The 25,264-nt window shown below is 67.1% G+C and carries 23 protein-coding genes and 1 riboswitch; of the genes, 9 read left to right on the top strand and 14 right to left on the bottom strand.

From position 1 onward, the window contains the following. Nucleotides 1-46 precede the first annotated feature (46 nt). Nucleotides 47-1,159: a glycoside hydrolase family 25 protein gene (locus ACXAGF_RS04595; protein ID WP_475019208.1), complete on the top strand. Its 1,113-nt coding sequence runs from the start codon at nucleotides 47-49 to the stop codon at nucleotides 1,157-1,159. A 34-nt stretch (nucleotides 1,160-1,193) separates the two neighbouring features. Here ACXAGF_RS04595 and ACXAGF_RS04590 read toward each other — a convergent pair whose 3' ends face one another. Together ACXAGF_RS04590 and ACXAGF_RS04585 are read right to left on the bottom strand one after the other, a co-directional pair. Beyond that, nucleotides 1,194-2,276, bottom strand: coding sequence for an FAD-binding oxidoreductase (locus ACXAGF_RS04590; RefSeq protein ID WP_475014830.1), 1,083 nt, complete (start codon nucleotides 2,274-2,276; stop codon nucleotides 1,194-1,196). A 1-nt stretch (nucleotide 2,277) separates the two neighbouring features. Continuing rightward, a complete protein-coding gene (locus tag ACXAGF_RS04585) occupies nucleotides 2,278-3,522 on the bottom strand; it encodes an aromatic ring-hydroxylating oxygenase subunit alpha (RefSeq protein ID WP_475014828.1) in 1,245 nt (414 codons plus the stop codon). 103 nt (nucleotides 3,523-3,625) lie between these two features. Further along, nucleotides 3,626-3,824: riboswitch (cobalamin riboswitch) on the bottom strand. Nucleotides 3,825-4,171: 347 nt separating this feature from the next. On the opposite strand from ACXAGF_RS04585, the gene ACXAGF_RS04580 reads away from it, so the two are divergent. Next, entirely contained in the window at nucleotides 4,172-4,777 is a 606-nt protein-coding gene (locus ACXAGF_RS04580; RefSeq protein ID WP_475014826.1) for a DUF6656 family protein, read from the top strand. A gap of 5 nt (nucleotides 4,778-4,782) precedes the next feature. On the opposite strand, the gene ACXAGF_RS04575 is transcribed toward ACXAGF_RS04580, so the two are convergent. The 3 genes from ACXAGF_RS04575 to ACXAGF_RS04565 all read right to left on the bottom strand — a co-directional run bounded on the left by ACXAGF_RS04575 (nucleotide 4,783) and on the right by ACXAGF_RS04565 (nucleotide 7,732). Then, on the bottom strand, nucleotides 4,783-5,823 hold the full coding sequence (locus tag ACXAGF_RS04575; RefSeq protein WP_475014824.1) for an MBL fold metallo-hydrolase: 1,041 nt from the start codon (nucleotides 5,821-5,823) through the stop codon (nucleotides 4,783-4,785). 37 nt (nucleotides 5,824-5,860) lie between these two features. Next, nucleotides 5,861-6,523: a peroxiredoxin gene (locus ACXAGF_RS04570; RefSeq protein WP_475014823.1), complete on the bottom strand. Its 663-nt coding sequence runs from the start codon at nucleotides 6,521-6,523 to the stop codon at nucleotides 5,861-5,863. A gap of 144 nt (nucleotides 6,524-6,667) precedes the next feature. Further along, nucleotides 6,668-7,732 carry a diguanylate cyclase domain-containing protein gene (locus ACXAGF_RS04565; protein ID WP_475014822.1) on the bottom strand — a complete coding sequence of 355 codons (1,065 nt, stop codon included), beginning with the start codon at nucleotides 7,730-7,732 and terminating at the stop codon, nucleotides 6,668-6,670. 183 nt (nucleotides 7,733-7,915) lie between these two features. On the opposite strand from ACXAGF_RS04565, the gene ACXAGF_RS04560 reads away from it, so the two are divergent. After that, nucleotides 7,916-8,890, top strand: a complete 975-nt coding sequence (locus ACXAGF_RS04560) for an L-threonylcarbamoyladenylate synthase (RefSeq protein WP_475014820.1) — start codon at nucleotides 7,916-7,918, stop codon at nucleotides 8,888-8,890. A 2-nt stretch (nucleotides 8,891-8,892) separates the two neighbouring features. Then, nucleotides 8,893-10,326 (top strand): FAD-binding oxidoreductase, encoded by a 1,434-nt coding sequence (locus ACXAGF_RS04555; protein WP_475014818.1) that lies wholly within the window; start codon nucleotides 8,893-8,895, stop codon nucleotides 10,324-10,326. Between the two features lie 22 nt (nucleotides 10,327-10,348). Here the strand turns inward: ACXAGF_RS04555 and ACXAGF_RS04550 are convergent, their stop codons facing one another. Further along, nucleotides 10,349-12,655, bottom strand: a complete 2,307-nt coding sequence (locus tag ACXAGF_RS04550; protein WP_475014817.1) for a DUF1217 domain-containing protein — start codon at nucleotides 12,653-12,655, stop codon at nucleotides 10,349-10,351. A 280-nt stretch (nucleotides 12,656-12,935) separates the two neighbouring features. On the opposite strand from ACXAGF_RS04550, the gene ACXAGF_RS04545 reads away from it, so the two are divergent. Beyond that, nucleotides 12,936-13,502 carry a DUF6101 family protein gene (locus ACXAGF_RS04545; protein ID WP_475014814.1) on the top strand — a complete coding sequence of 189 codons (567 nt, stop codon included), beginning with the start codon at nucleotides 12,936-12,938 and terminating at the stop codon, nucleotides 13,500-13,502. Between the two features lie 62 nt (nucleotides 13,503-13,564). On the opposite strand, the gene ubiA is transcribed toward ACXAGF_RS04545, so the two are convergent. Beyond that, nucleotides 13,565-14,518 (bottom strand): 4-hydroxybenzoate octaprenyltransferase, encoded by a 954-nt coding sequence (ubiA, locus tag ACXAGF_RS04540; RefSeq protein WP_475014812.1) that lies wholly within the window; start codon nucleotides 14,516-14,518, stop codon nucleotides 13,565-13,567. Nucleotides 14,519-14,649: 131 nt separating this feature from the next. Here ubiA and ACXAGF_RS04535 point away from each other — a divergent pair, with 131 nt between their 5' ends. The 3 genes from ACXAGF_RS04535 to ACXAGF_RS04525 all read left to right on the top strand — a co-directional run bounded on the left by ACXAGF_RS04535 (nucleotide 14,650) and on the right by ACXAGF_RS04525 (nucleotide 16,873). Further along, a complete protein-coding gene (locus ACXAGF_RS04535; RefSeq protein WP_475014811.1) occupies nucleotides 14,650-14,949 on the top strand; it encodes a hypothetical protein in 300 nt (99 codons plus the stop codon). A 58-nt stretch (nucleotides 14,950-15,007) separates the two neighbouring features. Beyond that, nucleotides 15,008-16,279 carry a phosphoribosylamine--glycine ligase gene (purD, locus tag ACXAGF_RS04530; protein WP_475014810.1) on the top strand — a complete coding sequence of 424 codons (1,272 nt, stop codon included), beginning with the start codon at nucleotides 15,008-15,010 and terminating at the stop codon, nucleotides 16,277-16,279. Between the two features lie 117 nt (nucleotides 16,280-16,396). Beyond that, nucleotides 16,397-16,873 carry a plant virulence effector HPE1-like domain-containing protein gene (locus ACXAGF_RS04525; protein WP_475014808.1) on the top strand — a complete coding sequence of 159 codons (477 nt, stop codon included), beginning with the start codon at nucleotides 16,397-16,399 and terminating at the stop codon, nucleotides 16,871-16,873. A gap of 107 nt (nucleotides 16,874-16,980) precedes the next feature. Here the strand turns inward: ACXAGF_RS04525 and ACXAGF_RS04520 are convergent, their stop codons facing one another. The 4 genes from ACXAGF_RS04520 to ACXAGF_RS04505 form a co-directional block, all read right to left on the bottom strand. Beyond that, nucleotides 16,981-17,487 carry a 2-thiouracil desulfurase family protein gene (locus tag ACXAGF_RS04520; protein ID WP_475014806.1) on the bottom strand — a complete coding sequence of 169 codons (507 nt, stop codon included), beginning with the start codon at nucleotides 17,485-17,487 and terminating at the stop codon, nucleotides 16,981-16,983. Between the two features lie 13 nt (nucleotides 17,488-17,500). After that, nucleotides 17,501-19,615, bottom strand: a complete 2,115-nt coding sequence (gene glyS, locus ACXAGF_RS04515; RefSeq protein ID WP_475014805.1) for a glycine--tRNA ligase subunit beta — start codon at nucleotides 19,613-19,615, stop codon at nucleotides 17,501-17,503. 153 nt (nucleotides 19,616-19,768) lie between these two features. Continuing rightward, the gene (locus tag ACXAGF_RS04510; RefSeq protein ID WP_475014801.1) at nucleotides 19,769-21,706 is read right to left on the bottom strand and encodes a DUF2207 domain-containing protein; all 1,938 of its coding nucleotides are present in this window, start codon (nucleotides 21,704-21,706) and stop codon (nucleotides 19,769-19,771) included. A gap of 14 nt (nucleotides 21,707-21,720) precedes the next feature. Beyond that, the gene (locus ACXAGF_RS04505; protein ID WP_475014799.1) at nucleotides 21,721-22,269 is read right to left on the bottom strand and encodes a LemA family protein; all 549 of its coding nucleotides are present in this window, start codon (nucleotides 22,267-22,269) and stop codon (nucleotides 21,721-21,723) included. 242 nt (nucleotides 22,270-22,511) lie between these two features. Between ACXAGF_RS04505 and ACXAGF_RS04500 the strand changes: the two genes are divergently transcribed. Next, on the top strand, nucleotides 22,512-22,730 hold the full coding sequence (locus ACXAGF_RS04500; protein WP_475014798.1) for a hypothetical protein: 219 nt from the start codon (nucleotides 22,512-22,514) through the stop codon (nucleotides 22,728-22,730). A 31-nt stretch (nucleotides 22,731-22,761) separates the two neighbouring features. Here the strand turns inward: ACXAGF_RS04500 and ACXAGF_RS04495 are convergent, their stop codons facing one another. The 3 genes from ACXAGF_RS04495 to ACXAGF_RS04485 all read right to left on the bottom strand — a co-directional run bounded on the left by ACXAGF_RS04495 (nucleotide 22,762) and on the right by ACXAGF_RS04485 (nucleotide 25,251). Further along, nucleotides 22,762-23,715: a glycine--tRNA ligase subunit alpha gene (locus tag ACXAGF_RS04495; RefSeq protein ID WP_475014797.1), complete on the bottom strand. Its 954-nt coding sequence runs from the start codon at nucleotides 23,713-23,715 to the stop codon at nucleotides 22,762-22,764. A 97-nt stretch (nucleotides 23,716-23,812) separates the two neighbouring features. Continuing rightward, a complete protein-coding gene (locus ACXAGF_RS04490) occupies nucleotides 23,813-24,877 on the bottom strand; it encodes a dTDP-glucose 4,6-dehydratase (protein ID WP_475014794.1) in 1,065 nt (354 codons plus the stop codon). Between the two features lie 185 nt (nucleotides 24,878-25,062). After that, nucleotides 25,063-25,251, bottom strand: coding sequence for a hypothetical protein (locus ACXAGF_RS04485; RefSeq protein WP_475014792.1), 189 nt, complete (start codon nucleotides 25,249-25,251; stop codon nucleotides 25,063-25,065). Nucleotides 25,252-25,264: the final 13 nt, after the last annotated feature.

Raw genomic sequence — 25,264 nt, 5'->3', positions numbered from 1 at the left:
CACCATTGGGGGCGGAGGGGCAGAACGCGGGGATCGCGGCATGACGATGATGAAAAGACTGTCTGCGCTCGCAGCCGGCGCACTCTTGCTGATTGGGGCCGGAGCGGCCTCTGCCGCCGACCTTGAGCCCTGGAAGAAGCCCGAGCACGCCATCGTCATCGACGCCTATGAGATGAACGAGATCGAGTGGCCGCTGATGCTCACCGACAAGCGCATCGCCGGCTTCATTTCCAAGGCCTCCGACGGCCTGCCGGAGAGCTTCTCATGCAAGGGCGACCACGGCGGCGACACCATCGCCCACTGCAAGACCATGTGGCGCAAATATGCCGTCAGCCGGGAGCTGTACGAGACCCGGCGGTTGCTTGCCAAATCCCACGGCCTGCTGTGGGGCGCCTACCACCTCGCCCGACCCGACAATCCGGTCGACCAGGCCAACCACTTCCTCGACTATGCCAAGCCGCAGCCGGACGAGATGATGGTGCTCGACATCGAGGGCATCGATCCCGAACAGTTCATGTCGCTGGAAGACGCCCAGATCTTCGCCGGCCATATCAGGACGCGCACCGGGCGCTACCCCGTGCTCTACACCAACCACTCGACGGCGCGCCACATCGCGGCGAACCGCGACAAGTATCGCATCCTGTCGCGCCTGCCGTTGTGGTATGCCCGCTACAAGCCCGGTATCCGCTCCGTCTTCCCGCTCGGCAACTGGGACAACTATGCGCTCTGGCAGTTCTCCGCGGGCGCCAACTGCAACAAGCGGCGATGCCCCTACCGCGTGAAGGGAACGTTCAACGACATCGACGTCAACGTCGCACCGATGACCCGCGCGCAGCTGACCAAGATCTGGGCCTTCGGCGACCTCGTCCCGGAAAAGCCGCTCCCGCCGACGGACGACGGGCCGATCGACGACATCGTGACGGCCGCGCTGGAACGCGGCGCAGCATCGCCGGAGCCGGCCTCGCTGCCGCTCACCGCCAGCGCCGAGACCGCCGTCGGCGTCGGCGCCCTCGCCAAGGTGCAGGTCGCGCAGGAAGCCTCCGTCCTCGTCGCCGGGCCAGGCAAGCCGGGCCCGGAGGGAGAAACGGCCAAGGTGGTGCCGGTCACGGCGCATCCGGATCGGCGAGAAATGACGCCGCAGAACTACCAGGACTTCTAGCGCGACCCCTGGTCGCGCCAGCCGTCAATCGGCGTCAGGCCTCGATCTGCACGTCGCCGATCGGACGCGAGCAGCAGGCGAGGATGTAGCCCTCGGCGATCTCATCGTCGAGAATGCCGCCATTGTGGGTCATCTCGACATCGCCCGACAGCTTCATCACCCGGCAGGTGCCGCAGAGCCCGCCCTCGCAGGCGGCGCCGATGCGCACACCCGCCAGCCGCGCGGTCTGCAGGATGGTCTGGCCCGGCTGGCACTTCGCCTCCTTGCCGGCGCGTGCGAAGGTGACCGTGCCCGCGTCCGCGGCAACGCCATTCGCCACCGACATCGGTACCGGTGCGGACGGTGCAGCCGGCTGGAAGCTTTCCTCGTGATAGCGCCCCATCTCGAAACCGACGCTCTGCAGCATCGCCTTGACGCCGCGCATGAACGGTTCCGGGCCGCAGCAGAAGACGGTCCGGTCCTTGAAGTCGGGCGCCAGCAGCGCGAGCTTGGCCGTCTCGATCCGCCCGCGCAGGCCGTGCCAGCCATCGCGCGGGTTGTGGCTCTCGACGACGAAGCCGAGCGACAGGTTCGGCATCTGCGCCGCCATGAACTCCAGCTCCGGGCGGAACAGCAGGTCCGACGGCGTGCGCGCGCAGGAAATGAAGGTGACGTCGGACTGCGGGGCGCAGTCCGCCATCCACCGCGTCATCGACATCATCGGGGTGATGCCAGAGCCGGCGGAGATGAACAGGTACTTCTCCCCCGGATGCCGGACGAAGGAGAAATCGCCGAGCGGCCCGAAGGCCTTCAGCTTCATCCCCGGCCTCAGGTGATCGAACATCCAGCGCGTGCCGACGCTGTCCTTCTGCGCCTTCACCGTCACCGCGACGGAGAACGGGCGCGACGGCGTCGACGACAGGGTGTAGGTCCGCATCACCGACTCCGGACCGACCGGCAGCTCGAGCGTGACGAACTGACCGGGAATGTAGCGGAACCAGTTCGCCCGGTCGGAGCGGAAGGCGAAGGTCATCACGTCCGGCGCCTCGACCGTGACCGCGATGCATTCCAGCAGCTGCCGGCGATCGCTCCAGGGCTCCAGTTCATCGAAATGGCGGAATTCGCTGTGAATCGTCATCTCAGGCCACCCGGAACAGGATCTGGTCTTCGCCCTGAAGGCGCTGCTCCATGAAGGCGCAGTACCACTCGACGAACTGCATCACGCCGCCCTCGTCCTCGGGCGAGTAGGGACCCGGCTCATAGGCGGGCGAACGGATACCGAAGGCATTCTCCTCGACGATGCGGCGGTCCTGGTCGTTGGTCTCGGTCCAGACGTGGGTCAGCTCCTCCAGCGTGTAGTCCACGCCCTCGACCGCGTCCTTGTTGACCAGCCACTTGGTGGTCACCTGCGTCAGTTCCGGGCCAAGCGGCAGAACACGGAAGGTGATCGCGTGGTCGGCAAGAACGTGGTTCCAGGTGGTCGGATAGTGGAACATCAGCAGCGTGCCGATCCGGCGCTCGTCCAGGCCCGTCGCCAGCGGACGGCGGACGGCCGGCCCACCCGACATGGTGTAGCTTTCCGCGTCCCCGACCAGCGGCATCCGCGCGAAGCGGAACTGCCCTGTCGGCGACATGCGGAACTCGCTCGGCAGCCCGGCCGCCTCGCAGCGCTGCCAGTGTTCGGCGATCACCGGATCATCCTTGGCGCCCTGGACGCCGGTGGCGCTCGGCGCCTCCGGATAGGTCCGGCAAAGCTCGGGATGGTTGGCCGCGCAGTGGTAGCACTCGCGGTTGTTCTCCCAGACCAGCTTCCAGTTGCCCTTTTCGACGATCGTGCTTTCGAAGGCGACCTTCGTCTCGCCGAGGCGGTGACGGACGAGGTAGGGCTCGGCCAGCTCGCGGTAGGGCCCGAAGTCCGGCGCCTGGTCGGCGAGGCAGATGAAGATGTAGCCGCCGACGGTCTCGCAATGGATCGGCTTCAGGCCGTGCGCGGTCCGGTCGAAGTCCTCGGCCATGTGGCGGGCGAACAGCAGCGTGCCGTCCAGTTCGTAGGTCCACTGGTGATAGGGGCAGACGAGCTTGGCGGAGGAACCCTTGTGCTGGGTGCAGACGCGCGAGCCGCGGTGCCGGCAGGAGTTGTGCAGCGCGCGGACGGTGCCTTGCCGGTCGCGCGTGACGACGACCGGATAGTCGCCGACCTGCACTGTGAAATAGTTCCCCGGGCGCGGGATCTCGCAGTCGTGGCCGATGAACAGCCAGTCGCGATACCAGATCGTCTCGAGGTCGAGGCGATAATGGTCGGGGTCGATGTAGAAAGCCTGGTCGAGGCTGTAGCCCTCGCGCCGGTTCCTGATCTTGCGAAGCACGTCGTTGCGGATATCCATTGCCGGTCCTCAAAGCCCTGGTTCGACCGATGCGGACGCGGACGGAAGCGGCCGGTCACAGGACACGGCTTCGCTGCGCCCCGGCCGCCCGCCGCAGCCAGTCACGTTACGTTTCTCCAAGGCTGGTTTCCGGGCTCGGGAGATGTCCTCTGCGGACCTGCGCGGCGCCTTCCCGGGTCTCCCCAGTGGCACTTCGCCGCGATTTCTTCCCTTACCGTTGCGGGGGCAGCGCCGGATTTTCACCGGCTTCCCAATTCTCCACCCCTCCCTATCGAGGCAGCACCTTGAGCCTCTTCATCTAAGCGGAAAGCCGGGACGCGGACACGCCCTAAAGCGACATCGCCTTCCGCTTTGACGACAGCAATTCATCCCGGTATCAATTAAAATTATTATTTATATTCAGATGCTTATAAAGCCATAAACGCAACGCCGCCAAGATTTTGCGCAAACTGCGCGTTCGACAGGCAGATATTCTCTTTGCGCCACCAGTGTCACGACGGCAGCCGGCGCGGTTCCTGTGCCGCGCCATCCACGCCGACCATCCGGCAAAGCGGAGCCAGCCGTCCCATTGCGGCACCGCGTAAGGGGGACATTAACCATGAGGGCGCATGATTGCGCTCAAAAAGCACCAGCCCCGGAGCGCCTTTCCGTGCAGCCCACGCCGAAATTCCGATACTACGACGCCGTCGCCTTCAAGCGTTCGCAGAGCGCGCGCTGGTTCGCCTATACCGAATACCTGCGCAGCGGCAAGCTCGAGCGGCGGGAATGGAGCGAGGCGGACAGGCGCTATCTCAGCCATGGCGAGGTCGCCGCGCGGACCGGCCGCAGGCTGGAGAAGGCAGGTAGTGTCACCCACGAGCGCATCAACAGCTTCCACGGCTCGATCCGCTTTCCCAGGCTGATCTTCCACCGCACGCTCGCCTCCATGCCACACCTCGGCTACTGCCACGTCACCGTCTCGAGCACGCGGCTGACCCAGGACGAAAACGTGCAGTGGTCCTTCTACATGGCGAACTTCTATGCCGAACTCGGCGAGGGAGAGCGCTTCTTCGAGGCGATCGATCCGCAGCACCGCCGGATGTATTTCGCCGTCGCCATCAGCCCGTCCGAAATCGAGGGCCGGCTGGAAATCAATCGAACCGTGGGCGACGACGGCGTGCTGTTCCAGACCCACGATCCGAAGGTGGCGATGAAGAACGTGCTGCTGCTCGGGGCGCGCAGCGAGGAACTGCGCAAGATCATCCGCGCGATCTGAGCCGCCTACGAGCGCGCAACCGGGCCGCTGGCCCGCTTCCAGGCGTCGATCCCGCCCTCGATGTGGCAGGCGCCGGCCAGGCCGGCGCCTTGCGCCGCCACCACCGCCATGGCCGAGCGCTCGCCGTAGGCGCAGTAGAAGACGATGCGCCTGCCGGTGGCCGCCGCCAGTTCGTGCAGCACGCCACCCGGCCCGATGTTCTCCTGCAGGTCCGGATAGGGCGCATGCAGCGATCCCGGAATGGTGCCGTGCTTCTCCCGCTCGGCCCGCTCCCGCAGGTCGACGAGCGCCACGTCCGGACGGCCAAGCAGCGCCAGCGCCTCGACCGCCGTCACCGCCCAGCCCTTGCGGGCGATCTCGTCCTGATGCAGCCCGACATGCATGTTGGCCGGGACGGCCACGTCCATCATCTTCGGATTAGGCAGGTTCAGGCTGTTCATCAGGTCGACGTACTCGTCGACCGATCGCACCTTCAGGCGCGGATTGAACTGCCGCTCCTCTCCGATCGTCGACACCGTGTCGCCCTTGTAGTCATGGGCCGGAAAGACCAGCGTCTCGTCCGGCAGCTTCAGCAGCTTGTTGAAGATCGAATCATACTGCTGGCGCGGGTCGCCATTCTGGAAATCGGTGCGGCCGGTGCCGCGGATGAGCAGCGTGTCGCCGGTGAAGACGCGCCCGGCCATCAGGAAGGAGTAGGAATCGTCGGTGTGGCCGGGCGTATAGAGCACGTCCAGGCTGAGGCCCTCGATCGCCACGCGGTCGCCTTCGGCGACCCGCATCGACACCACGTCCGCAGCGGTCTGCTCGCCCATCACCGTGACGCAGTGCGTCCTGTCGCGCAGCGCCCCGAGCCCGGTGACGTGATCGGCGTGAAGATGGGTGTCGACCGCCTTGACCAGTTTCAGGTCAAGCTCGCGCACGAGCTGCAGGTAGCGATCGACCTTCTCCAGCACCGGATCGATGATCAGCGCCTCTCCCCCGCGCCGGCTGGCGACGAGGTAGGTATAGGTGCCGGAGGTGCTGTCGAACAGCTGCCGGAAGATCATCGCCGCCGCGTTGGCCCGCCACGGCGGGCCCTCCCTGTCAGGTTCGCGGCTGCGGCACGATCCGGATATAGGGCTTCGGTGCGCGCCAGCCGTCCGGATACTGCTTGCGGGCGTCGTCGTCGGACACCGACCCGGCGATGATCACGTCCTCACCCTGCTGCCAGTTGACCGGCGTGGCGACCTTGTGCCGGGCCGTCAGTTGAAGCGAGTCGATCACCCGCAGCACCTCGTCGAAGTTGCGGCCCGTGGTCATCGGATAGACCAGGATCAGCTTGACCCGCTTGTCCGGACCGATGACGAACACGTTGCGCACGGTCTGGTTGTCGGCGGGTGTGCGGCCGGTCGGATCGCCCGACACCTCGGCCGGCAACATGCCGTAGAGCTTCGAGACCGTGTAGTCGACATCGGCGATCATCGGGAAATTCGGCGCATGACCCTGGGTCTCCTCGATGTCGCTGGCCCAGCCGGCGTGCCTGTCGAGCGGGTCGACGGACAGACCGACGATCTTGACGCCACGCTTGTCGAACTCCGGCTTGATCTTCGCCATGTAGCCCAGCTCGGTCGTGCAGACGGGGGTGTAGTCCTTGGGATGCGAGAAAAGCACCGCCCAGGAATCGCCGATCCAGTCATGGAACTGGATCTCGCCTTCGGTCGTCTGCGCCTTGAAGTCCGGTGCCAGATCGTTGATTGCAAGTCTCACGTCACACCTCCTTGCCTCCAGGTAACGAAATTACCATGGCCCCCAAGGCGAGACAGTTTGCACCAATCGCCGCATTAGGCAACGGAAAAGGTCGCCGCCTGGCCGGGCCGTGCGCGGTCGTCGGGAAGGTCGCTCGGGAGACGGTCAGACGGTCTTGTAGAGCATCCAGTCCTTGCCCTCGGATCCGCCGTCGCTGCTGCGATGAACGACGAGGCGGTTGCCGCCGCCGGCCTGGGCCTGGTGCAGTGCCTTCTCGGCGAAGCTGACGAAGTCGAAGGCGTTACCGGCCGACCCGGCCATGCAGACGCCGGCCGAGAACGTCAGGCTGCCGAGGCTGCGCATCGTCTCGGGATGCTTGAGCGGGGCGGCGGCGAAGGCGGCCCGCAGCAGCGCCAGCAGCCGCTGGATCTCGGTCTCGTCCGATGTGTAGAACAGGAACCCGAAGCGCAGCCCCTCGAAACGGCTGGCGACGTCGGCCGACGGCGTGGCCCGCTTGACGAGCGCGCCGTAGTGCTGGACCAGATAGCCGTTGAGCGCCTCGACCTGCACGGGAGAGAACCGCTTGCCGACATCCACTTCGACGATCGCAAGGCCGCATGACGCCGGCATCTCGGGATTGGCGTAGACCTTGGCGACCGCCTTGTTGAAGGCGCGCCGGTTGCCGAGGCCGGTCGGCGCATCGGTGAACTTCGTCGCCTCGAACGCCGCCATCTCCTTCTGGATCGCATCCATGTTTTCCGATTGCGCGGCGACGCTCGCCTCCAGGGCGGCATTGCGCGTCACCTGCTGCTCCGTCGCCTGCCGCAGGCGCTCGATCGAGGTTCCGAGGGCTTCCGAGGACGGCTCGCCATCGGCAAGGATCGCCTGCGACGCCTCGCCGATCAGGCGGCTGTAATCGCTGAGCGAGATCTTCTCCTGCTGCAGCAACGCCATGAAGTTGGTCATTTCGTCGCGTACGGCGCCAGCCGATCGCTGCAGCACGCTCTCTTCGTGATGGTGCGGCAGATACTTGCGGCCAAGCTCGTCCAGGGCCGCCTGGGTCTTGTACTTGCCGAGCGCAATGAATTCGCGAACAAGGTCCGGATTGGCACCGGCATAGGCCTCGTAGACCAGCTCGTAGTTCCGCGGCAGGCCGTCGATGCCCATCTGGTGCATGGCCGTGGCGATCCGCAAAGCAATGTCGTTGGTAGAGGATTTCCTTTGGTTCATTTTGATCAACCCCGTCCGTATCGGACATTTGGTAGCAGTCATCCGTTACGAAGCATCTAACGGGTCGTCACCAATTACTAGAAAACCGGAACCTCACACGCAGTGCGTGCGCGACCTTTCTGATTGGCAATCGTTCCGCAAAGGCTGTAAGGCAGGGACCGACAGTGAAGAAGAGCGGGCGAGATGGCAGAGGTCATCGACACGAGAACGAACCCGGAGGCGGCCCTGCGGCGCGCGACCGAGGTGCTGGAGCGGGGGGCGCCGATCGCGATCCCGACGGAGACCGTTTACGGGCTCGCCGCGGACGCGACCAATCCGCAGGCGATCGCCCGCATCTATGAAACCAAGGGGCGGCCGCGCTTCAATCCGCTCATCTGCCACATGGCCGATATCGCCATGGCCGAGCGCCATGCCCGCTTCGATCCGCTGACCCGGCAGATCGCGCAAGCCTTCTGGCCCGGTCCGCTGACGCTGGTGCTGCCGATCCGCGCGGACAGCTCGATCCATCCGCTGGCACGCGCCGGGCTCGATACCGTCGGCATCCGCGTGCCCACCGGCTTTGCAAACCGGCTGCTTTCCTCGTTCGGGCGGCCGCTGGCCGCGCCGAGCGCCAACACCTCCGGGCGCATCAGCCCGACGACGGCGGAGCACGTCAGGGGCGATCTCGGCGATCGGATCGACCTGATCCTGGACGGCGGCGCGGCGACGGTCGGGCTGGAATCGACGATCCTGAAAATCGACGACGGCAAGATCCGTTTGCTGCGACCGGGCGGGCTCGAGGTTTCCGAGATCGAGCGACTGACCGGCACCTCGGTGATCCGGCCGGAAGGTGCGGGCGCCGCGATCGAGGCGCCGGGCATGCTCGCCTCGCATTATGCGCCGGTTGCCGGGGTACGGCTCAATGCCCGCGAGGTCGTCGCCGGCGAGGCACTGATCCGCTTCGGGGGTACGGCCCTGCCCGGCGAGGATCAGGCCGCGATCGTCCTCGACCTCAGCCCGGCCGGCGACCTGCGCGAGGCGGCCGCCAACCTGTTCGGCTACATGCAGCGGGCGGACGCCACGGGCGCCCGCTCGATCGCGTTCGCACCGGTGCCGGCCACCGGGCTCGGCGAGGCCATCAACGACCGGCTCGAACGCGCGGCGGCGCCGAGGAGCTAGCCATGCCATCCCCCCTCGTCCCCGACCTGATCGCCCGCTTTGCCGCCATCACCGGCACTGCCCACGCGCTGGCCGATGCCGCAGCGATCGCGCCCTACCTCGTCGAGACACGCGGCCTCTACCACGGCACGACCCCTCTGGTGCTGCGGCCGGGCAGCGTCGCCGAGGTGTCGGACATCCTGAAACTCGCAACGGCGACCGGCACGGCGATCGTGCCGCAGGGCGGCAACACCGGGCACGTGGCCGGGCAGATCCCGCGCGAAGGGGCCGCAGACGTCGTGCTGTCGCTCTCGCGCATGAACCGCATTCGCGACGTCGACCCGGTCGGCAACGTGATCGTCGCCGACGCCGGCTGCGTCCTGACCGACGTCCAGAGCGCGGCGGAGGCGGTCGACCGGCTGTTTCCGCTTTCGCTCGGTTCGGAGGGCACCTGCCAGATCGGTGGCAACCTTGCCACCAACGCCGGCGGAACAGCCGTGCTCGCCTATGGCAATGCGCGCCAGCTCTGCCTCGGGCTGGAAGTGGTGCTGCCGACCGGCGAGATCTGGAACGGGCTGCGACGCCTGAAAAAGGACAATACCGGCTATGACCTGCGCGACCTGTTCATCGGCGCGGAGGGTACGCTCGGCGTCATCACCGGCGCGGTGCTGAGGCTGGTGCCGAGGCCGGCCGGCCACGAGGTCGCCTTCGCCGGCCTGCGTTCCGTCGCCGATGCGCTTGCGCTGTTCGACCGCGCCATGCGCCGCTGCGGCCCGGCGCTGACCGGCTTCGAACTGATGCCGCGGATCGGCATCGACTTCACCACGCGGCATATTCCGGGCGTGCGCGATCCGCTGCCGACGCGGCACGACTGGTATGCGCTGATCGACGTCTCCACCTCGGACTCGCCGGAGGCGGCGCGGCGGATGATCGAGGCATTGCTGGAGGAGGCACTCGCCGACGACCTCGCGCAGGACGCGGTGATCGCCGAAAGCGGCGCGCAGCGGCGGGCGCTATGGCACATGCGCGAAAGCATGTCGCCGGCGCAGAAGCCCGAGGGCGGCTCGATCAAGCACGATGTCTCCGTGCCCGTCTCCAGCATTCCGGCGTTCATGGCGGACGCGGACGCCGCGGTGACGGCGATGATCCCGGGCGCACGTGTTTGCGCCTTCGGCCACATGGGCGACGGCAACATCCACTACAACATCTCCCAGCCGGTCGGCGCCGACAAGCAGGCCTTCCTCGATCGCTGGCGGGACTTGAACGCTGTGGTGCACGGCATCGTCCGCAGGTTCGGCGGATCGATCTCGGCCGAGCACGGCATCGGCCAGCTGAAGCGCGACGAACTGGCCGAGGTGCGCGAGCCGATCGAGATCGAGCTGATGCGGCGGATCAAGCGCGCCTTCGACCCCGCCGGAATCATGAATCCCGGCAAGGTGTTGCGGGCAGAAGCCTAGAATCCGGATACGGCCCGGCCGATCAGGCCCCGCCGGTGCGCAATTGCGCCATGGTCAACAGAGTGTCGGCGCTGATGCTGCCGCCGCCACCGCTCAGGATCGCCACGGCGCCGGAGGTCTCGCCGCCGTTCTGCAGATCGTAGAGGACCGCGAACTTGGCGATCATCTTCGACACCTTCTCCGGGTCCTGCAGGTCCTCGAGCGTCAGATAGCGCTCGATCAGCTCCGCCTGGGCGTCGATGTCGGCGCTGCCGATGTCGTCGGGGAGGTCGTTCAGGATCTTGAAGACCTGATAGAGCGCATCGTCGGCCAGGATGTCGTAGGCGTTCGAGATCGAGTTCGCGCTGCGCTCGAAATAGAGCGCCAGGCGCACACCGGCATTCTCCTCGCCAGCCTCGACTTCCATTGCCTGGCGGATGAAGGAGTCGAGCGTCTGATAGATCCCGCGCTTCGTCTGGATCGCCGCGTCGTGCGGGCGCGCCACCTTGCCCTCGGCATCGAAGTTGAAGGAGGCGACGATGGTGCGGTAGCTGCGGTCGGCCTGCTGGTTGACGAAGCTGTCGGGGTCATCGAGGTCGGACGCAAAGATCTCCGCCATGAACCCTTCCGGGACCGTGCCGGGGTCGATGTTGTTCGCTTCCAGGACGAAGGCGACCAGCCGGGTATCGGCCAGGAACTCGGCCAGCGATGAGACCTTCTGGATCTCTTCGCTGTAGTAGCTCGCCTCCGCCTGCGCCTTCTTCTTGTCGTCCTCCGTACCGAAGCGGGACTTTTCGACGACATAGGCCTTGGAGACGATCTGGATTTCCGCCTCGGTCTGGGCCATCACCGGGACGTCGATGTCGCCACTGTCGTCGAAGTTGAAGGCCTTGGCCAGCTCGAGATAGCGGCTGTCCTTCAAGCGGTAGACGTAGCTTTTCGGGTCGTTGAGGTCGCTCAGCAGGACCTGCTTGATCTTCCAGGCGCTCTCGGTGCTCGGGTCCAGGCCAAAGGCGTTCAATGCGACCTGATAGACGCTCGACGCCACGAAGAAGTCGTTGACCGTGGTGATGTTGCCGACGTCGGACTTGTACCTTGCGATCAGCTTCGCGTCGGCTTCGTCGTCCTTGTCGTTGTATCGGGTCATGTAATAGTTGCCGGCGATCACGGTCTTGTCGGGATCCTGGGCCACGTCGCCGGGGGCCAGCGTGCCGTCGGTGCGGAAGTTGAACGCCCTGGCGAGTTCAACGTAGCGCTTGTCGCCCTTGCCCACCGTGTAGATGTAGCTCGTCGGATCGTCCGGGTCGCTGGTCAGGATGTTCTTGATCGTCGAGGGCACGATGGTGACGCCGTTCAGGTCGTAGGCAACCCGGATATAGTTCAGGACGCGGCTGTCGCTGAGAAGTCCCTCCACCGTGGTCGCCGTCGCCACCGCCTCCTCGAAATGCGCCTTGTTCAAAAGGGCCGCGGCCGAGGTGACCCGCGGCGTCGAGAGGACATAGGCCTCGTTGGTGGATTGCTTCTGCTGCGCGGTCTGGGCGAGCGTTCCGGCCGGAAGGGTGCCGTCGGCGTTGAACTCGAAGGCCGCCGCCAGGGCGAGATACCTGCTCGCGGCGATGATCTGCGCCCTCCACCCGGTGATGCTCGCGGTCAGCGCCGCCTTTTCGGCGGGCGTCAGGTTTCCGTTGGCGATCTGGTCGTTCGCATCGTCGATCTTGGCCTGGTAGCCGTTGATCGCCGCGCCAAAGGTCGTGTTGACGTAGCTGTCCGGGTCATCGAGGTCGCTCGTCAGCGCCCCGCGCACGGCCTGGTAGGAGTAGGTGTTGGGATCGATGCCGAAGGCGGTGAAGAGGTAGTCCTTCATCCGCTCGTTCTGCAACAGCTGGTCGACGGTCGTGACCTTGTCGATCACGATGTTGTAGTAGCGCGTCTCCTCCTGCTGCGCCTTTCCGGCATTGTTCGCGGTCGCGGTGTAGAGCCCGATCACCTCGTCCAGCTGGGCGTCCGACTGCGCGACCGCGGTCTCGCCGTTGAAAGAGAACGACTGCGCGAAGGTACGGTAACGGGTGTCGGTGAGAAGATTGACGAAGCTGTTCTCGTCGGTCAGGTCGCTTTCCAGCACCTTGCGCATGAAGGCCTTGGCATAGGCCATCTCCTCCAGCCCGTAGGCTTTCATCGCATAGGTATAGAGCCGGTAGTCGTCCAGGAACTCGTCGACGGAAGAAACCTTGCCGATGTTCTCCTTGTAATAGGCCGAGTCGCGCGCGTTGATCGTCTGCTGGGACACGCGGTTGATGGTGGTCAGGAGGTCCTTGGAGAGTAGGTTGTAGCTCGTATAGGTCGAAAGCATCGCAAGACATTTCCCTGGCGCGCCGGCATCCCCGCGCGCGAATGGCGCCGACGGCACCATGGGCGACGATCCTTGTCCGGGGCTGTCGGGGAGCATGTTCACGGAACGGAAACCCTGCCCGGCCGGCATTTGCTAACCATCAGCTCCGGCAAAAATTTCTTAACCGCGATTTTTAAGCCGGACAGAAGGCGGCCAACCCTACCTTCACGCCATCAGAGGACGAAAAAGTCCCGAGGAGAAGACCGGAAACCGGCTCTCAAGGAAGACAAGGGTGAAAGACATGCTGAACACCGTTTTCAAACCGGCCTGGGCCGAGTCAACGCTGCGCCTCGACCCGAAGCGCTTTCCCCACCAGATCAGCTATGCCCCGGATAGCGGCCCCGACGCCGTCATGATCAGCCTTGACGAACGCGGCGCGGTGCTGCGCAAGACCCTGCCCTCCAGCGGGCTACCGCTTTCGTTCGCCCTGCCCGCACGCGCCTTCAAGGGCGTCGCGGCGCGCGCCATCGACCACGGCAACGGCGAGGTGACAGTGACGCTCGAACTGCATCACGACGATCCCGACCTGTGCATCCCGCTGCTCGTCGCGCATGACCTGTGCGACATCGCGGCCGACTGGCGCGGCTGGGCGGAGGCTTATCGCATCCCCATGCTGATGGTCGAGGCCGACGGCGTCGCCCGGCCACTGGAGATGCACCTCGGCGCGATCCCGACGCGGCCAGCACGGCAGCGTCGCCGCCATTCCTTCTTCGCCGATCGCCGGCCGCGCTTCCTCGTGCGTCGCTCGCCCGGCAATCTCGGCCTATCGATGACGATCAACGGTCGCGAGATCATCGCCCGCAGCTAGCACCTGGCGCATCAGCCGGCTGGTGACGGGACGCCGGCGGGCGTCCCGTTTCGTTGTCGGGCTCAGGCGAATGCGAGCGCGGCGAGCAGCCCGAGGAAGATAATGAGGCCGACGACGCTGTTGAACTTGAACAGCGCGAGGCACTGGTCGGGGTCGTCTATGTCGATCCTCACGATCTGCCAGGCGAGCATTGCAGCAGCGCCGGCCAGGCCGGCATAGGCGAGCACGCCGACCCCGGCGAGGGTGCACGAAAGGCCGATCAGCAGCACGGCGAGCCCGTAAAGCCCGACCAGCCAAGCTCGGGTCCGCTCGCCGAACAGCCGTGCGGTCGAGCGCACGCCGATCAGCGCATCGTCCTCCTTGTCCTGGTGCGCGTAGATCGTGTCATAGCCGATCGTCCAGACGACCGCGCCGGCATAGAGCAAGAGCGCAGCAGGCGACAGGGCGCCGAACTGGGCGGACCAGCCCATCAGCGCTCCCCAGGAAAACGCAAGCCCCAGAAACAGTTGCGGCCAGTCGGTAAAGCGCTTGGCAAAGGGATAGACCGCGACGATCACGAGCGAGGCAATGCCCAGCCCCACGGTGAACAGGTTGAACTGCAGCAGCACGAACAGCCCGACCAGCGCCTGCAGCACGATGAAGGCCTTCGCCTGGCCGCGGCTCACCCGGCCCGACGGCAGCGGCCGCGAGCGCGTCCGTGCCACCGCCTTGTCGATCTCGTGGTCGACGAGGTCGTTGTAGGTGCAGCCGGCGCCGCGCATTGCAATCGCGCCGACGACAAAGAGCAGGATGTGCCAGGCGAACTGCGGCAGAGAATAGGCCGCCTGCGCACGCGCGACGTTGGCGGCGAGCGCCGCCGACCAGAGGCAGGGCCACATCAGGAGCTGCCAGCCGATCGGCCGGTCCCAACGGGCAAGCTGCGCATACGGCCAGAGCGAGCGCGGCAGGACACGATAAACCCAGTTGTCGGAGGGCGCGTCGGCGACGCGGCCGGAATCGGGAGGATTTGTGCTCATGCGCCTAGTTCGCAGCCCGTCCGCTACGGGTCAAGACCGATGTGCGGAGGCGCCGACCGGAACGTTTCCGAGCGTCCCGCGTTGGGAAGAGCAGGCCGCCAACACAGGAGTGTTTCATGCCCACGAGCTCGATGGCACTGCGAGTGAATGCGATCTGCGCCGACGCCGGGCTGTCGACCACCGAGAAGATCGCAAGGCTGCGCCGGCTACGCAACCTCGCCCGCGCCCTCCAGCAGGCCGCGCACCAGTGCGCTGTCGTCGAGGACGACGGGTGGTACGAAGAGGTGGACATCATCGAGCGCACGCTCGGCGGGCTTCGCCGGACGCGCGCGGCAACACGCCGCCCATCCACCGCGGAAGCCCCGCCGGCACCCCCTGCTCCGCCGCCGGACCTGCCGGCATTGCGCCGCGCCACGCGCGGTCGCCCTTGACCTTTGCCGCCCGCCCCCTTAACCCCGCGGACACACGCGGATTGCAGGGGATATGGCAATGAAGGTTCTGTTGATCGGTTCGGGCGGACGCGAGCATGCACTCGCCTGGAAGCTCGCGCAGTCGCCGCAACTGACCACGCTTTTCGCCGCCCCGGGCAACCCCGGTATGGCCGAGTGCGCCACGCTCGTCCCCCTCGACAGCGAGGACCACGCCGCCGTTGCCGCCTTCTGCCACGACAACGGCGTGGGCCTCGTCGTCGTCGGCCCGGAGGCACCGCTCGTTGCGGGCCTGGCCGACCGGCTGCGCGCCGACGGCATCGCCGTCTTCGGCCCCTCCCGGGCCGCGGCACGCCTCGAAGGTTCGAAGGGGTTCACCAAGGATCTTTGCGCCCGCCATGACATCCCGACCGGCGCCTACAAGCGGTTCTCCGACGCGGTTGCGGCAAAGGCCTATGTCATCGCGCAGGGCGCGCCGATCGTCATCAAGGCCGACGGGCTCGCCGCCGGCAAGGGCGTGACCGTGGCGATGACGGTCGACGAAGCGCTCGCCGCCATCGACGACTGCTTCGACGGCGCCTTCGGCGCGGCCGGTGCGGAGGTGGTGGTCGAAGCCTTCCTCGACGGCGAGGAAGCGAGCTTCTTCTGCCTGTGCGACGGCACCCACGCCCTGCCGCTGGCCTCGGCGCAGGACCACAAGCGCGTCGGCGACGGCGATACCGGTCCGAATACCGGCGGCATGGGCGCCTACTCCCCGGCCCCGGTTATGACGCCGGCGATGGTCGAGCGGACGATGCGGGAGATCATCGAACCCACCATCCGCGGCATGGCCGAGGACGGCCATCCCTTCAGCGGCGTCCTGTTCGCCGGACTGATGATCACCGCCAAAGGACCGGAACTGATCGAGTACAATGTCCGCTTCGGCGACCCGGAGTGCCAGGTGCTGATGATGCGGCTCGACAGTGACCTGCTGCCGCTGCTGCATGCCGCGGCGACCGGCACGCTCGAGAAGCAGTCCGCCGCGTGGAAAGAGGAGACCGCCCTGACCGTCGTGCTCGCCTCGAAGGGCTACCCGGGATCCTACGACAAGAACACGCCGATCGCCTTCATCCCGGCCGATTCCGAGGCCGCCAAGGTGTTTCATGCCGGCACGGCACGGCAGGACGGCGGGCTGGTGGCGACCGGCGGCCGCGTGCTGAACGCCACCGCAATGGCGCCGACGGTGGCCGAGGCGCAGACACGCGCCTATGCGCTGGCGGACCGGGTCGAATGGCCGAACGGCTTTTGCCGCCGCGACATCGGCTGGCGCGCAATCGGGCGCGAAGGCGGCTGACGCCGGCACCGGGGCTTAACGCGGCCAGGCGGCGAGTCATTCAATTTTTACCAATTCTCCTGACCGGAACGTAACGGAAAGCGCGTAGTCTCGCCCTGACCTTAGGGGAGAACCATCATGCGTTTGCATCTGTCGACCATTGCCCTGGCGCTACTGGCCTCGCCTGCGCTTGCGTCCTCGATCGAGCCTGTGACCTCGGGCGACGGCGAAGGCCAGGGAAGCATCCATACCATCACCTGTGGCGAATGCCCCGCCCTCCGGGAAAAGCCGAAAGGCCAGGCCTATTTCGTGCCCGACATCGATCCCGGCACGCAGAAGGTGGAGATCCGCGAAATCGGCGGCGAGAAGAAGATGTTCCGCAGCGAGGCCTGGCTCGGCGGCTCGCCGGTTGTCTTCGTCAGCAAGGCGCCGGAAGCGGGCGTCGACGCGACGGCGATGCCGCCGTCCGAAACCGCCAATGTCATCGATCCCGACGCCACCACCGGCGCGCTGGGCGCCAAGGCCGCCAGCCATGCCGTGACCGCCTCGGCCGGCGGAGAGCCGTCCGGTTCGCCCGCGCTTGATTCATCGACATTTGAACTTCGGGTCGAATGACCCCATAATAGGGCGGTTCCCTGCCCCATCGGCCCACCAGGCCGGTCGGGCATCCGTCCGCAAGGGCGGATGTCTTGCGCCCCTGAAGAGAAGCAGGGGCGCAAGTATTATGCGCCCCCCTTGTCCTCCGCCTCCAGCTGCTCGACCAGCCGGTCGACCTCGCCGTCCGAGAACACGGCAATGCCGTGGCGCCTAAGGTAGGCGGCGGTGACCCCCGCGCCCGCGTGGCGCCTGCCGGAAAAACTGCCGTCATAGAGGAAGCCCGAGCCGCAGGACGGACTGCCGTCGATCAGCAGCGCATGGCGGCAGCCATTGGCCCTTGCGATGTCCAGTGCACGCCGTGCGCCAGCGATGAAACCCTCGGAGACGTCGCGGCCGCTCGGTTCCACCACCTGCGCCGCGCCGTCGAGCACGTCGCCGCCGTCCATCCCGGCGGCGATTTCCGCCGGCGGACGCGGCACCGTAAAACCACCGGCGAGTTCGGGACAGAAGCTGACGAGCCGGCCCTCCGCCCGCCAGCGCGCCACCGCCTCGTGCAGCAGCGGCTTCGCCGAACCGTTGTAGCGGACCGGCAGGCCCATCAGGCAGGCGCTGATGAGGATCTTGCCGGCCATCAGCGCCCCTCGCTCAGCCCGCGATCTTGGAGAAATCGGCGACCGTTCCGGTCGCCGCGCGGATCGCGGCGAGCAATGCCAGCCGGTTGGCCCGGATCGCCGCGTCCTCATCGTTGACCAGGACGTCGTCGAAGAATCGGTCGACCGGCGCGCGCAGCTTCGACAGCGCCGCCATGGCCGCACGGAAGTCTTCCCCGGCGACCGCCGCGGCCGCCTCCCGCGTCGCCACGAGCACGGCGTCGTGCAATTCCTTCTCGGCGGTGATGCGGAAGAGTTCGGCGGCGACGCCGTCGGCGACGACCGTGCCCTTCTTCTCCTCGGCGGCGAGCAGCTGGGTGGCGCGCTTGGTGCCGGCGAGCAGGTTGATGCCGTCCTCGGAGGTGATGAAGGCGGTCAGCGCCTCGGCGCGACGCGCCACCATCAACAGGTCGTCGGCATCCGCCGTCAGCACCGCGTCGATGATGTCGTGGCGGGCGCCCTGGTCGCGCAGGTAGACCTTGAGGCGGTCGTGGAAGAACGCGAGGAGATCGGGATCCTGCGCGACCGACAGGATCGGCAGGCGGATGTTTTTCTCCAGCAGGACGCGGATCACGCCGAGTGCGGCGCGGCGCAGCGCGTAGGGGTCCTTCGAGCCGGTCGGCTTCTCGTCGATCGCCCAGAAGCCGGTCAGCGTGTCGAGCTTGTCGGCCAGCGCGACCGTGATCGCCACCGGGTCGGAGGGCACCCGATCGGAGGGCCCCTGCGGCTTGTAGTGATCCTCGATCGCATCGGCCACCGCCTGGGGCTCGCCCTGCAGCAGCGCGTACTTGTGACCCATGATGCCCTGCAGCTCGGGAAACTCGCCGACCGCCTCAGTGCGCAGGTCCGCCTTGGCGAGCACGACGGCGCGGTCGACGAGCGCCGGGTCGGCGCCGGTCACCTTGGCGAGTTCGGCCGCCAGCGAGCGGATGCGGCCCACGCGCGCGCCCTGGGTGCCGAGCTTGGCGTGGAAGGTCACATCGAGGGCGTCGAGCTTGGCCATGCGCTGGTCGAGCGGCTTCTTCAGGTCGAGGCCGAATTTCGCCGCCGAGGCTGCGAGCGTGCCGAGGTCCGGCAGGTCGTGCTGATCGCGGCTCCAGAAGTGGCGGGCGTCGGACAGGCGCGCGCGCACGACCTTGCCGTTGCCGTGGACGATCTCCTTGCCGCCGTCCTTCGCCTCGATGTTGGCGACGAGGATGAAGTGGTTGGAGAGGCCCTGCCCGCCGGCGGGCCGGGTGACGAAGCACTTCTGGTTGGTCTTGATCGTCAGCCGGATGATCTCGGACGGGATCGCCAGGAATTCCTCCTCGAAGGTGCCCATCAGCACCTGCGGCCACTCGACGAGGCCGGAGACTTCCTCGAGCAACCCCTCGTCCTCGACCAGTTCGAGACCGTTGGCGAAGGCGATGTTGGCGGCGTCGGTGGCGATGACCTGCTTGCGGCGTTCGGCGTCGAGGACGACCTTGGCCCTTTCGAGGCCGTCGGCATAGTCGGCAAAGCGGCGGACGGTGAAGGGTTCGGGCGCATGGAAGCGGTGGCCGACGGTGACGTTGCCGGCGACGATGCCGTCGACCTCGAACGGAACGACCTGCGTTTCCTCGGTTTCCGAGCCGAACAGGCAGACGATCGACTGCAGCGGGCGCACCCAGCGCTGCGCGCCCGGCCTGGACGAGGCTGCGCCCCAGCGCATCGACTTCGGCCAGGGGAAATTGCGGATGATGCCCGGCATCACCTCGGCAATGATCGCTTCGGCGGGACGGCCCGGCTTGACGATGTGGGCGACATAGAAGTCGCCCTTCTTCGGGTCGCGGTGGACATGCGCCTGTTCGATCGAAGACAGGCCGGCGCCGCGCAGGAATCCTTCGATCGCCTTCTCGTTGGCGTCGGTGCGCGGGCCCTTGCGCTCCTCGCGGATGTCGGCCGAGCGGGCGTTGAGGCCACGAATGTCGAGCGTCAGCCGGCGCGGCGTCCAGTATTCGCGCGCCCCTTCGTAGGTCAGGCCGGCCTCGACCAGCGCGTCGGTGACGAGCTTTTTCAGGTCGCCGGCCGCCTTGCGCTGCATGCGGGCGGGAATTTCCTCGGAACGGAGCTCAAGCAGAAGATCGGGCATGGGCTGGATGCTTTTCTTGCGGATCGTTGGACTGCGGCGGACTTAGCAAGCCCGGCAGGAAAAGTCATCCGTGCATTGGCGGAAAAGTCGCGGCCCGGCCGTCACCTGCACGGCGATGTGACGGGTAGCACAGGCCGGCACGGACGGCAGGCCTCACCAGCCGCCACCGCCGCCGCCGCCGCCCCCGCCGCCGGAGAAGCCGCCGCCGGAGCCGCCGGAAAAGCCGGACGAGGAGCTTTTCGGCGGGGGCGGCAGCGAAGCGGTGATGGTATCGGCCATGGAGCCGGCGAAGCCGCCCATGCGCTCGCCGAAGCCGCCCGGGCCGCTGCCGCTGTACCAGGCGGGGTGATAGCCGGCAGCGACCGCGGCGCCGGCCGCAGCGGTGGCGAGCCAGCGCTCGAATGTCTGCGACCAGGGCTTTTCGACCCCGAGCGCCACCGCATAGGGCAGCAGCGTCTCGTAGTGGCGCGGCGACATTTCCGGCGCGCCGGCGAGATTCAGGCGCTCCCTCTCGGCCAGCGTCAGGTACTGGCGCAGCCCGTCGATGCCGTCCATCATCCTGCGGCCGATGGGCGTCGGCGCGCCCATGAGGAAAAAGAACAGCAGGTTGAGCAGGACGATGCCGCCGACCGCGGCGAGGATGGGAAGCTGCCCGGTCTCGAGGCCGGCCGCGACCAGCCCGGCCAAGACCGCGCCGAAAATGCTGAGGAAGACGAACCCGAAGAAGGCGATCACCACAGCCGCCATGATGCGCTGGCCCAGGCTCCTGGCGCCGCGCAGCGACTTGCCGAAAGAGACGGCGAAGACCGAGAGGAAGAAGGCGGCCGCGGCCGGGGTCAACACCAGGGCGATGCCGTCCTCGGTGAGGTTGCCGAAGGCGAGCAGCAGCACCAGGCAGAGCGCCGACAGCACGACGCCGGCGACGACGTAACCCCGGTTGGCGCGATAGTACTTGTCGCGGTGCTCCGATTCCATCGCGTTGCGGAAGCGGGTGCCGAGCGACTGCACCTTCGTGCCATTGGCCTTGTCGATGGTGAGGCTGTCGCCGGCCGTGGCGAGGGACTTGAGCAGGGCACGCTCGCCGGTCGGCAGCGTTTCCCCCAACGGCTTTTCGGTACGGGTGACGACGATGGCCTGCCGGAGGTCATCGAGCGTGACGTAGCCCTTGACCGCAAGGTTGAGGAGCGCGGCCGAGAGCGCGGTCCAGCCAGCACCGCCGAAACCCTTGTTGTCGATATAGTTGACCAGCGCCGGCGAGGCCTTCTCCGGCGCGTCCCAGCGCGGGACCAGGACGCCGCGCGGCGGATCGCGCCCGGCGGCGAGCCATGCACGCAGGTAGTACAGCCCGACCAGCACCAGGCCGGCGAGGCCGATCAGCGCGCCGGCGTTGTCCCGCAGGAACCACCGCCAGTCCTGCGCCGCGCTCGGCCGGTCGATGCTGCCCGCCTGCATCTTCACGCCGATCGTCAGCCCCTCATGCGGACCGAGACCGCGCGTGGTCGCAAAGGTCGCCCGGTTGCCGGAGGCCCCGGCGCGGGCGGCCTTGCCGGTATCGCCATGGGCGCCGGTGAAGAAGGTGAGATCCTCAGCGCTGACGCCCTCCGGAAGCGTCACGGTCGCGCTGGCGCGCCCAATCGGGAACGCCCATTCGGTGCCGCTGACGTTCCAGAACAGCTCGTCATGCGTCTCGAAGAAGCGGATCTGGCGGTCGGTGCGGTAGGTCAGTTCGTAGCTGTGCGGCCCGGGCGCGAGCAGCACGTCGGCGGAGCCGAAATAGATGCGGATGGCGCCGCTCTCCCGCTCGGTGTGATAGGGCTCGGCCGCACCGTCGCGCCGGACCGCGACGATCTCAAAGCCGACCTGACGCACCCGGCCGCCAGCGTCGACGAAGGTGAGCGGGATGTCGCGATAGATCCCCCGGCGGATGCGGTTCCCCTCGGCGTTCACCGCGATCGTCTCGGTGACGGTCAGTTCCCCGTCCTTCGCCACGACGATGTCGGCATGGAACGAGGAAATGGTCTCCGCCGCCCGACCGGCGCCGGCCGCAAGCAGCGTGACGAGAAGCAGAAGAAGGGCCGGAACCCGTTCCATCGCCCGCCCCGACCCTAGAATTTCACGCTCGGCACGGCGCGGTCGGCGGGGTTGTCGATCTCGAAATAAGGTGCCTTGTCGAAGGAGAACACCTTCGCGACCAGGTTCGAAGGAAAGCTCTCGACCTTGACATTGAGATCGCGCGTCGCGCCGTTGTAGTAGCGGCGCGCCATCTGGATCTCGCTCTCGATCGTCTCGAGCGACTGCTGCAATTCACTGAAGTTCTCGTTCGCCTTGAGGTCCGGATAGGCCTCGGCCAGCGCCATCAGCTTGCCGAGCGCCTGACCGAGCAAGCCCTCGGCCGCCGCCCGCCCCTCGACGTCGCCGGCCGGGACGGCCTGCGCCCTGTTGCGCAGTTCCACCACCTGTTCCAGCGTCTCGCGCTCGTGCCTGGCATAGCCCTTCACGGTCTCGATCAGGTTGGGAATCAGGTCGGCTCGGCGCTTGAGCTGCACATCGATGCCCGACCAGGCCTCTTCCTTGACCTGGCGGGCCTTCACCAGGCTGTTGTAGAGGATGACCGCGTACAGGGCGACCGCCGCGGTGATTAGGAGACCGATCATCATTTCCTCCGGTTCGCGGGCAGGACGGCCCGTCGGCGGCGACAGTAGCATTGTCGGAGGCGGAGGGAAGCCCCCGCGGCCGTTCGCCGAAGGGTTGCGACAGGCCGAGCGGCGAGCGCCGAGACCGCCGTTCGGTGCCGGGAGGACGAGGCTCTCGCCCGGCCTGTATCCCAGGGAACCGAAAAAAAGCGCGGCCGCGGTCATTAAAGGCTCATCGACACCCGAAAGCGAAAGCCCCGAAAGTGAAACCGCTCGCCACCGCCATCATCGTCACCGGCTTCACCGCCCTGTTCCTTGCCTACGCCATGGGCGTGCCGACGGAACGCCCGACGGGGGTGCGCAGGGCGCTGCAGACCATTGCCGGCGAGTTTTCGACCATCATCCTGATGACGCGGTCGCGCACGAACTTCGTCCGTCGCTGCACGCAGGCCACGCCGTGCTTCGGCCCGGTCGCAGCCTAGCCCGGCCTGTCCGCAGCCGTCACCGCGCGTGCTACGCCGCGCTGCGGTCCCAGTTCACGCCGCCGGCGTCGGTCAGGAGGAAGGCCTCGCCGCAGGCCTTTGCCAGCGCGCGCACCCTGAGGATGTAGCTCTGGCGCTCGGTGACGGAGATCACGCCGCGGGCGTCGAGCAGGTTGAAGACGTGGCTGGCCTTGATGCACTGGTCATAGGCGGGCAGCACGCACTTGTGGTAGCCGCCCGGCTCGCTTGGCGCACCGGCGGCCAGGATCGCCCCGCACTCCTTCTCCGCATCGTCGAAGTGGCGATGCAGCATCGCCGTGTCGGCGATCTCGAAATTGTGGCGCGAATATTCCTGCTCGGCCTGCAGGAAGACGTCACCGTAGCTGATCCTGTCGGCGCCGTCGCGGCCGTTGAAGTTCAGGTCGTAGACGTTGTCGACGCCCTGCACATACATGGCCAGGCGCTCGAGGCCGTAGGTCAGCTCGCCGGAGACCGGCGCGCACTCGATGCCGCAGACCTGCTGGAAGTAGGTGAACTGCGACACTTCCATGCCGTCGCACCAGCACTCCCAGCCGAGCCCCCAGGCGCCGAGCGTCGGGCTTTCCCAGTCATCCTCGGCGAAGCGCACATCGTGCAGCAGCGGGTCCAGCCCGATCGCGGCGAGCGAACCGAGATAGAGTTCCTGCAGGTTCGACGGGTTCGGCTTGAGGATCACCTGATACTGATAATAGTGCTGGAGCCGGTTCGGGTTCTCGCCGTAACGGCCGTCGGACGGACGGCGCGACGGCTGCACATAGGCCGCCCGCCAAGGCCGCGGACCGAGCGCACGCAGTGTGGTCGCCGGGTGGAAGGTGCCGGCGCCGACCTCCATGTCGTAGGGCTGCAGCACCGCGCACCCCTTGTCCGCCCAGTAGTTGTGAAGCGTCAGGATCAGCCCCTGGAAGGAGCGCGTCGGGTGCATGTGGTCAGGCAGGGCAGCGGTCATCGGTCCGGTCCGGATGGGTCTGTGGATCGGGCGGACAGGTGCCACGCCACGCCGGCAGGGTCAAGGGTTGGCGGCCGGTTTTGCCGCCCGCCTTCCGTCAGTGCCGTTCGAGCGAGCGGAACAGCCCGGAGCCGGCCGGCTGGGTGGTGACGGTCGCCCGGCTCGGCGCCAGCTCCGGCACGCGCCGCAACAAGGTGCGCGAGAGCGGTGACAGCCGCGCCCGATACCAGCCGGCAAGCGATTTCAGGTCATCGCGCAGGGACGCCTCCGCCCGCCAGCCGAGCGCGGCGATGGCTTCGGTGGAGACCGAAGGGCGGCTGCGGACGGCGGGACGGCTGCTGCCGAAGTCGATGCCGGCAACCGGGTCGGTGACGGCGTCGAACACCATGCGCGCGACATCCAGCACCGAGTGATTGTCCGGCCCGGCAATGTTGTAGACACCGTTGCTTGCGCCGTGGCTGACGACCGCCCGCAGGGCGGCGCAGAAGTCCGAGATCGCGACAAAGGAGCGGCGCTGGCTGCCGTCGCCGTGGATCGACAGCGGCCTGCCGACCGCGGCCAGCTCGAGAAAGCGCGGCAGCAGCTTCTCGGCGTTCTGGCGGGTGCCGAAGATGTTGACGGGACGCAGCACGCGGACGTCGAGGTCATAGGCCTGGCGCAGGCCCGACAGCAGCATCTCGGCCGCCGCCTTGGAGGCGGCGAGCGGGTTGTCCGGATGCATTGCCGCCGCCTCGGTTGGCGACGTTGCCTCGCCATAGACCTCCGCGGTACTGACATGGACCATCAGCGGCACCCGGCGCCGGGCCATCGCCTCGGCCAGGACCTGGGTCCCGAGCGCGTTGGCGACACTGAAGCGCTCGGGCGCGAGGAAGGAGCGCTCGACATGGCTCTCTCCGGCCGCGTGGACGACCAGATCGGCCCCGCGCAGCATGTCCGTGACGAGGTCGAGATTGCCGACATCGCCCTGGCGCAGCGTCACCCGGCCGGTCCGCATCGCGCCGTCGAGGTTGCCCATGTCGGCCGCATAGGTAAAGGCGTCCAGCACGCGGACCTGCGCCGTCGGGCAGGCGACCAGCAGATCGTCCACGACGTGCGAGCCGACGAAGCCGGCGCCGCCGGTGACAACGATCGTGCGGATATTGGCGAGGTCGAGCGAAGCCATGGTGCAGCCTTCCCTGATCGGTGACACGTTCGGGAGGAGACATCGGGGCTTTCGCCGTGCAAGGCAATGCGCGCAGGCGGCCGGTCCGGCCTTTATGGCGCGTTAACCTTACGCAAGCTGGTTAACGGCCCGGCCCGGGCCAAAGATGTGCCGCGCCGTCCGGAAACGGGACGGGCAAGGCCGGATCACTCGTCGCGGCGCAGGCGGTATTCCCCGGTCTCGGGGTCCTTCACCAGTGTGCCGACCGCGCCGGTCTCGCGCTCCTTCTCGGCGGCGCGACGCTGGCGGGAAAGCCGCTCGGCATCGGCCACGAACTTGCGGTAGCCGAGCCAGGCGACCGCAACGATAATCAGCAGGAATATGAGCTGCGGCATCTTTCCTCCCTGT

Source organism: Mycoplana sp. ABR4_002 (genome assembly GCF_056159645.1).
Note: the sequence above shows the minus strand (reverse complement) of the source record. Positions and strands in the feature narration are given on the sequence as shown.